Annotated in this window: 4 protein-coding genes and 2 pseudogenes; 4 read left to right on the top strand and 2 right to left on the bottom strand. The window is 70.5% G+C overall.

The features are described 5' to 3' along the window. The 3 genes from B7767_RS05980 to groL all read left to right on the top strand — a co-directional run. On the top strand, window positions 1-715 hold a 715-nt coding region (locus B7767_RS05980), incomplete at its 5' end, for a polysaccharide deacetylase family protein (RefSeq protein WP_085571204.1). Window positions 716-1,018: 303 nt separating this feature from the next. Next, the gene (gene groES, locus B7767_RS05975) at window positions 1,019-1,327 is read left to right on the top strand and encodes a co-chaperone GroES (RefSeq protein ID WP_073932713.1); all 309 of its coding nucleotides are present in this window, start codon (window positions 1,019-1,021) and stop codon (window positions 1,325-1,327) included. 149 nt (window positions 1,328-1,476) lie between these two features. Next, a complete protein-coding gene (gene groL / locus B7767_RS05970; RefSeq protein WP_085571203.1) occupies window positions 1,477-3,102 on the top strand; it encodes a chaperonin GroEL in 1,626 nt (541 codons plus the stop codon). 72 nt (window positions 3,103-3,174) lie between these two features. Here groL and B7767_RS05965 read toward each other — a convergent pair whose 3' ends face one another. Continuing rightward, window positions 3,175-3,975, bottom strand: a complete 801-nt coding sequence (locus B7767_RS05965; RefSeq protein WP_373408194.1) for a pectate lyase — start codon at window positions 3,973-3,975, stop codon at window positions 3,175-3,177. A 48-nt stretch (window positions 3,976-4,023) separates the two neighbouring features. Next, window positions 4,024-4,395: pseudogene (locus B7767_RS47800) on the bottom strand (RICIN domain-containing protein); the annotation flags it as partial. Window positions 4,396-4,664: 269 nt separating this feature from the next. Between B7767_RS47800 and B7767_RS05960 the strand changes: the two are divergent. Beyond that, window positions 4,665-5,052 (top strand): annotated as a pseudogene (locus tag B7767_RS05960) (hypothetical protein); the annotation flags it as partial.

Here is a 5,052-nt window from a genome sequence, read left to right as displayed (position 1 = left end):
GGGGGACAGGGCGGGGGCCGGTGCGGGCCGGTCCCCCGGAGCCGGACCGGCGCCGCAGGCCGGTGCCCTCCCGCCCGTCGTCGACCGCGTCCCCACCCGTGACAGGGTCGTCTTCCTCACCTACGACGACGGCGCCGAACGCGACCCCCGCTTCATCGACCTGGTGCGCGAGCGCCGGCTCCCCGTCAGCCTGTTCCTCACGGACACGGTGGCCGGCCCCGGATACGCGCACTTCGCCCGCCTGCGCTCGGTCGGCGCGAGCCTGCAGAACCACACCCTCGACCATCCCGCCCTGCGCGGTCTGCCGTACGCCGGCCAGCGCGCCGAGATCTGCGGCCAGCAGCGCAAACTCAAGTCCCGCTTCGGCGTCCGCCCCCGCCTCCTCCGCCCGCCCTACGGGGCGTACGACACCACCACCCTGCGGGCCGCCGCCGACTGCGGCATCGGGACGGTGGTCCTGTGGAGGGCCACCCTGGAACCCGACGGCCACCTCACCTACACCGACGCCCCCCACCACCTGACCCCCGGCGACATCATCGCCGTACCGTCGGGAGAGGCCCCGACGCTGTCGCTGGCGGAACGGACGACACGGCTGCTGGGGGAGCTGGAGGAACGGGGGCTGAGGGTGGGAAGACTTGAGGACCACGTCGGCCGAGCCGGTCCGCCGACGGCTCCTGACGAGCACGGCTCACCCTCCAGCCCGTCCGGCGATTGAGGACGAGGCCCGTTCAGGGCCGAAGCGGGGGTCTGGGGGCGCAGCCCCCAGAGACGGTCACTGCAACACCGCCCACTTGCAAAGACACCCGAGAACAACGCACCCCCCTGCCGACGCGCCGCACGGCAATTGGCACTCCGCTTGACCGAGTGCTAACCGCAGTCATAGTCTCAGGTCTGGCACTCCCCCCTGGAGAGTGCCAACACACGCGACGGGCAGGTCCGGCACCCGCGACGACGGATCCACCTGGTCGCCACCTCAGACAGTTAACCCCGTGAGATCTCCGAAGGGGGAGGTCGGATCGTGACGACCGCCAGCTCCAAGGTTGCCATCAAGCCGCTCGAGGACCGCATCGTGGTCCAGCCGCTCGACGCCGAGCAGACCACGGCTTCGGGCCTGGTCATTCCGGACACCGCCAAGGAGAAGCCCCAGGAGGGCGTCGTCCTGGCCATCGGTCCGGGCCGCATCGAGGACGGCAAGCGCGTCGAGCTCGACGTGAAGGTCGGCGACGTCGTTCTGTACAGCAAGTACGGCGGCACCGAGGTCAAGTACAACGGCGAGGAGTACCTCGTCCTCTCGGCCCGCGACGTCCTCGCGATCGTCGAGAAGTAAGGGAGATCCGGGGGTCACCCCGGACGACCCGACCTCGAAGCAAGCACTTTTGCTCGAACACCGCGCCCCTGGCCCCAGCATCCGACAAGGAGCCGGGTGACCGGGGGCGCGGTGATTTCACCTAGATTTCCGAGAGGGCTCCCGCTGCCATGGCGAAGATCCTGAAGTTCGACGAGGACGCCCGTCGCGCCCTCGAGCGCGGCGTCAACAAGCTTGCCGACACGGTGAAGGTGACGATCGGTCCGAAGGGCCGCAACGTCGTCATCGACAAGAAGTTCGGCGCCCCCACCATCACCAACGACGGTGTCACGATCGCCCGCGAGGTCGAGATCGAGGACCCGTACGAGAACCTCGGCGCGCAGCTGGTGAAGGAGGTGGCGACCAAGACCAACGACATCGCGGGTGACGGTACGACCACCGCCACCGTGCTGGCCCAGGCGCTGGTCCGCGAGGGCCTGAAGAACGTCGCCGCCGGTGCCTCCCCGGCGCTGCTGAAGAAGGGCATCGACGCGGCCGTCGCCGCGGTCTCCGAGGACCTGCTCGCCTCGGCCCGCCCGATCGACGAGAAGTCCGACATCGCCGCCGTCGCCGCGCTGTCCGCCCAGGACCAGCAGGTCGGCGAGCTCATCGCCGAGGCGATGGACAAGGTCGGCAAGGACGGTGTCATCACCGTCGAGGAGTCCAACACCTTCGGTCTGGAGCTGGACTTCACCGAGGGCATGGCCTTCGACAAGGGCTACCTGTCGCCGTACTTCGTCACGGACCAGGAGCGTATGGAGGCCGTCCTCGACGACCCGTACATCCTGATCACCCAGGGCAAGATCGCCTCCATCGCGGAGCTGCTGCCGCTGCTGGAGAAGGTCATCCAGGCCAACGCCTCCAAGCCGCTGCTGATCATCGCCGAGGACGTCGAGGGCGAGGCCCTGTCGACCCTGGTCGTCAACAAGATCCGCGGCACCTTCAACGCGGTCGCCGTCAAGGCCCCCGGCTTCGGTGACCGCCGCAAGGCGATGCTCCAGGACATGGCCGTCCTCACCGGCGCCACGGTCGTCTCCGAGGAGGTCGGCCTCAAGCTCGACCAGGTCGGCCTGGACGTGCTGGGCTCCGCCCGCCGCGTCACCGTCACCAAGGACGACACCACGATCGTCGACGGCGGCGGCAACAAGGAGGACGTGACCGGTCGCGTCGGCCAGATCAAGGCCGAGATCGAGACCACCGACTCCGACTGGGACCGCGAGAAGCTCCAGGAGCGCCTCGCGAAGCTCGCCGGCGGCGTGTGCGTCATCAAGGTCGGCGCCGCCACCGAGGTGGAGCTGAAGGAGAAGAAGCACCGTCTGGAGGACGCCATCTCCGCGACCCGCGCCGCGGTCGAGGAGGGCATCGTCTCCGGTGGTGGCTCCGCGCTGGTCCACGCCGTCAAGGTCCTCGAGGGCAACCTCGACAAGACCGGCGACGAGGCCACCGGTGTCTCCGTGGTCCGCAAGGCCGCCGTCGAGCCGCTGCGCTGGATCGCCGAGAACGCCGGCCTGGAGGGCTACGTCATCGTCTCCAAGGTCGCCGAGCTCGAGAAGGGCAGCGGCTACAACGCCGCCACCGGCGAGTACGGCGACCTGGTCAAGGCCGGCGTCATCGACCCGGTCAAGGTGACCCGCTCCGCCCTGGAGAACGCCGCCTCCATCGCCTCCCTGCTCCTGACGACCGAGACCCTGGTCGTCGAGAAGAAGGAAGAGGAAGAGCCGGCCGCCGCGGGCCACGGCCACGGCCACGCCCACTGAGCGACCCGCTCACAGCGTCACGAGGGCCCGGTACCGCTGGACTTCAGCGGTACCGGGCCCTCGCCCCGTGTCCTACTGGTACGTGACCTCGGAGGTCTCGTAGAGGCAGGACGTACCGTCGGGACCGCTGCCGAGGGCGGTCGGCTCGTCGCCGCTGTCGTTGCCCTTGAAGCGCTCGCAGACGACGATCTTCTTCTTGCCGTCGCCGACGATCGTCACGCCGGAGAGGGTCGCGGTGTCACCGTAGTTGGAGTTGACACCGGCGATGACCTTGCCGGGGCTCGTGACCAGGACGTTGTCGATCACGACGTGGCGCTCGTACTGGGTCCCGCAGTTGCCGCACGAGCGGTAGAGCTTGCCGAAGTCGGACACCTGGAAGTTCTTGACGGTCAGGGTGCCGGCGCCGTTGTGCTGGAAGACCTTGTCGTCGGCCTTGCGGGCACCGCCGCCGTCGACGACGTAGGCCGCCGAGGCGGACTTGCCCTTGAAGCTGGCGGCGTCCTCGCCGACGTCCTCCCACCACACGTTGACCAGGGTGCAGCTGCCCGAGCAGTGCACTCCGTCGGCGGCGGGCGAACCCAGGATCACGTTCTTCAGCGTCGCGCCGTCGGCGAGCTCGAACATCGGGTCCTGACCCTCGTCCTGGCCGCTGCCGCCGAGGTCGCCCGAGCCGTGGAAGCGCTTCAGGGAACCGTCGTACACGCCCTTCACCTCGATGGTCGAGGAGACGGGCTGCTCGTCGGTGGCGGTGGGCCAGGAGGCGAACGCGGTGTCACCGGCCGGCTCGTCGTCCGCGGGCGCGGAGGGGGAAGCGGGGGCGCTCGCGGTCGGAGTGGCCGTCGGAGTGGACGCCGGAGGCGTCGAGCCGTTCACCTCCTCCAGGGTCCAGGTCTTGCCGGCGGCCTTGTCGCAGGAGTTCTGCCGCAGCAGGCCGTCCTTGGGGTTCAGGCACTTCTCGCTGTGCGCGTTGACCAGGTGGTAGGCGTCGCCGACGGCGCTCACCCTCCACACCTGGGAGGAACCCTCGCCGCAGGTCTGCAGCTCCACGGCCCTGCCCGCGGAGACCGAGTCGCCCTTGACGCCCGCGCACAGGCCGGTGGCGGACGACGTCACGGTGAAGCCGTCACCGGAGTCGGCCAGTTCCCAGCTCTGCTCCGCGCCGCCGTCGCAGTCCGCCAGGGCCAGCTGCACCCCGGCGCCCGTGCTCCCCGCCGGAACCTCCAGGCAGGTGTCGCTCGCCGCGTTCACCAGGCGGTAGGTGCCCGCGCCCGGCTCCGCGGCGGACGCCGACATCAGCACGCCGCCGACCACGGCGCCGCCCACCAGCGACGTGGTGAGGGCGCCGATCAGGACGGTGCGGCGCCGGCCGTTCTTCCTCCGGTGCCCCGCGGGCGGGGCGGTGTTACCAGTACTGCGCATGTCACGGCTTTCGTTCGATGTGCGATGGCCCTCGTTGTCCACCGCCCCGAAGTCGCCGCCGCCCGGCGGGGGGTTGCCGCGCGGCCGCGATATTTTTGACCGGGGGTCCGGCGTGCGGAGCCGGGAAGCAGGAGGGGGATGCGATGAGCCGGGTGCTCTACGGGGAACGGTCCCGGAACCCGTTGGCGCGGACCGTGGAACTCACCGAGGACGGGCTGCGCAGAGGCGGCCGGACGACTCCGCGGGCCGAGTTGAACCTCGGTGCCATGGCCGAGGCGTACCTGCGGGGGTGCTGGCTCGGCGGCGGCGGCACGGAACGGCCCCTGGCCTCACTGGCAGAGGGCCCCGGCATCGTGCCGGTCACCCGCGTGACCGGCACGACCACGCCCCTGAAGGTGCGCCGGGCCGCCGACTTCGCCCACGCCCTGGGCGAGTCGGCGGTCCGTGGATGCGGCGGGGCGGACCAGGTGGCCGCGCTCGCCGCGCGGGCGCACGCGGAGGGCGTACCGCTGTGGATCGCGCGGCGCTACG

Origin of the sequence: Streptomyces sp. 13-12-16 (genome assembly GCF_002114215.1) — a bacterium.
Lineage (GTDB): Bacteria > Actinomycetota > Actinomycetes > Streptomycetales > Streptomycetaceae > Streptomyces.
Note: the sequence above shows the minus strand (reverse complement) of the source record. Positions and strands in the feature narration are given on the sequence as shown.